3 protein-coding genes are annotated in these 2544 nt (G+C 40.5%); 1 reads left to right on the top strand and 2 read right to left on the bottom strand.

Annotated elements, in window-relative coordinates; translation table 11 throughout:
* Together AAF462_11545 and AAF462_11540 are read right to left on the bottom strand one after the other, a co-directional pair.
* On the bottom strand, window positions 1–707 hold a 707-nt coding region (locus AAF462_11545; GenBank protein ID MEM7009756.1), incomplete at its 3' end, for a rod shape-determining protein.
* 201 nt (window positions 708–908) lie between these two features.
* The gene (locus AAF462_11540) at window positions 909–2000 is read right to left on the bottom strand and encodes an aminomethyltransferase family protein (protein ID MEM7009755.1); all 1092 of its coding nucleotides are present in this window, start codon (window positions 1998–2000) and stop codon (window positions 909–911) included.
* 206 nt (window positions 2001–2206) lie between these two features.
* Between AAF462_11540 and AAF462_11535 the strand changes: the two genes are divergently transcribed.
* Window positions 2207–2544 (top strand): FAD-dependent oxidoreductase (locus AAF462_11535; GenBank protein ID MEM7009754.1); only part of this gene is annotated, 338 nt, incomplete at its 3' end.

The raw sequence follows: 2544 nt of genomic DNA, 5'->3' as shown, positions 1-2544 counted from the left end.
ACGTTCATTGATCCCATGTCACCATTGCCGAGTACCTTGCCGAGTTTCTTTTTTACATCCTCAGCAGTTCTCTCACCAATTAACATGTTGTAGTTCCTCTTTACATACTGAAGAATGGATTCATCAAGCTTATCTCCGCCAACTTTAATTGATTTACTTACAACTATCCCAGCAAGTGAAATCACGGCAACTCCAGTTGTTCCGCCGCCAATATCTACAACCATGTTTCCTGCGGGCTCAGTTACGGGCATTCCCGCTCCAATTGCGGCTGACATAGTTTCTTCTATGAGGTAAACCTCTCTCGCTCCCGCGGCCTCTGCAGACTCTTTAACGGCCCTTTTTTCAACTTCAGTAATCCCTATCGGAACAGATACAATAATTCTAGGTCTAACAAAGCTTTTTCTATTGTTATGGGTTTTTCGGATGAAATACTCAAGCATCTTCTGAGCAACGTCAAAGTCGGCTATAACGCCGTCTCTAAGGGGTCTAATGGCTTTAATTGACCCAGGGGTTCTACCTACCATGTTTTTGGCTTCTGTGCCCACAGCAAGGATCTTCTTAGTGCCCCTTTGATCCTCTTGAACCGCTACAACCGAAGGCTCGTTTGCAACAATCCCTTTACCTCTTACATATACAAGAGTATTTGCGGTCCCCAAATCTACTGCAAGATCATTTGAAAACCATCCAAGTATTGCATCCAATATCATTTACACACCCTCCTACCCAAACACACCAAATCCGGTGTATGTTGGCGTAGTTATTATATTAATCGATAAATTATTGAATCCCAACCAACTTTTGTAATGCTCGTAAAAATAATATTGCCCAGATCCCATAATATAATCGAGGAGAAAATAAAATCAAGCATTTTTTCAATATTTTCAGCTACTAGGAGCGTTTTTAGAAAGCTACAAACTGCCTTTATAGAAGGGAATTTCGGAGACTACTGCCGGGATTTCTGATTCATCCGAGCTTTTTATGGTTACTTTGGTGCCAGGATCTTTAAATTCGCGCCTTATATACCCCATGGAAATAGTCTTATCCAGCTTGGGTGAGTGCGTTGTGCTTGTGATACGACCTATCTTCTTCTCACCAGAAAAAATCTGATCCCCTACAATGGGTTTGGAGGAATTATCGCTCTCAAATCCGATTAGATGCCAGTTCACATGCCCTCGCCACTTTATTCTTGCAACTACTTCTTGGCCAACATAGCAGCCTTTCTCAAAATTAAGGGCGTCCCAAAGGCCAGCTTCAATTGGAATGTTGCTCTCATCCATATCTATTCCATAAACTGCAAGCCCTGCCTCTATTCTAAGGGTGTTTAGAGCTGTATAGCCAAACGGCTTGATGCCAAGTTCTTCGCCCCTTGAACAAAACTCTTCCCATAGCGGTTTTAAGCCTTCATTTGCGATATAAATATCAAAACCCTTCTCTGCCGTCCTGCTCAGACAAGCTATAGTTATTTTATGACCTGCAAAATCTTTTTCCATATGATCATATTGCTGCATCAAGGAGAAGTCTTGTCCAAAAAGTAATTCTAAAAGTTTCCCCGAGCTAGATCCTTGCAACGATATTAGTCCATATGTATCAGTTATATCATCTATATCGGCTTTATAAGATAGTCTAAATTTTTTGAGTAGTTCACAAACTTTTTCATTTAGCCCCGGATCAAGGTCCAGCAGTATTGAATCTGCCTGTTTGTAGACCCTCATATCGGCTATCATCCTTCCCTTTACTGTCAGAACTGTCGCACTATTTCCTTTGCCAGGCTCTAAGTCAATTACGTCATTAGAGAGCATTCCTTGAAGGAACTTAAGATGGTCTTTTCCGCTTAGCCTCAATTTACCCCTTGCAGAAAGATCTATTATACCTGCAGAAGATCTTACAGAATCATATTCTGACTGCCAATCTCCATAGTCCAGCGGCATATTATATCCAAAGTACTCGCCAAAATTCGCACCTAGTGATTTATGCAATTCATTTAGGGGTAACTCTTTCATTGAATTGACTCTCCAAAATTAATTAATAGAGTATAACTATTAAAAGAAACGCTAACTAGATTTGTAGAATACACAAATAACTGATTGAATCTTTACTAGTTATTTTGATATCTAAAAGTCATTATTGGATTCTGATATAAAAGCACTGCTTGAAAAACTTAATCTGAAATGTACTATAAATCGGAATCAACAATAGAGGATAGAAAATGACAACAGTTTCAGAACTAAAAGATAGACACAAAGTAATAATAATGGGATCTGGCCCCGCAGGTCTAACTGCGGCTTTATACACAGCAAGAGCTAATCTTGAACCAGTTGTGTTTGAAGGCCTTGAGGCAGGAGGACAGCTCACACTTACAACTGATGTTGAGAATTTCCCAGGATTTCCAGATGGAGTAATGGGACCTGACCTAATGAATGACATGAGAAAACAGGCCGAGCGTTTCGGTGCCATATCAGTTATGGCCGAGATCTCAGCAGTGGATTTCTCCTCTAGACCTTTTAAAATCACCGCAGGTGATAGAGTGCTTGAAGCCGACACATT

The sequence above is a fragment of the Thermodesulfobacteriota bacterium genome (genome assembly GCA_039028315.1).
Classification (GTDB): Bacteria; Desulfobacterota_D; UBA1144; order Nemesobacterales; family UBA2774; genus CR02bin9.
Note: the sequence above shows the minus strand (reverse complement) of the source record. Positions and strands in the feature narration are given on the sequence as shown.

Bases quoted from the DNA above. Each gene is read 5' to 3' on its own strand.
- AAF462_11540 (MEM7009755.1), bottom strand. From the start codon at position 2,000: ATGAAAGAGTTACCCCTAAATGAATTGCATAAATCACTAGGTGCGAAT.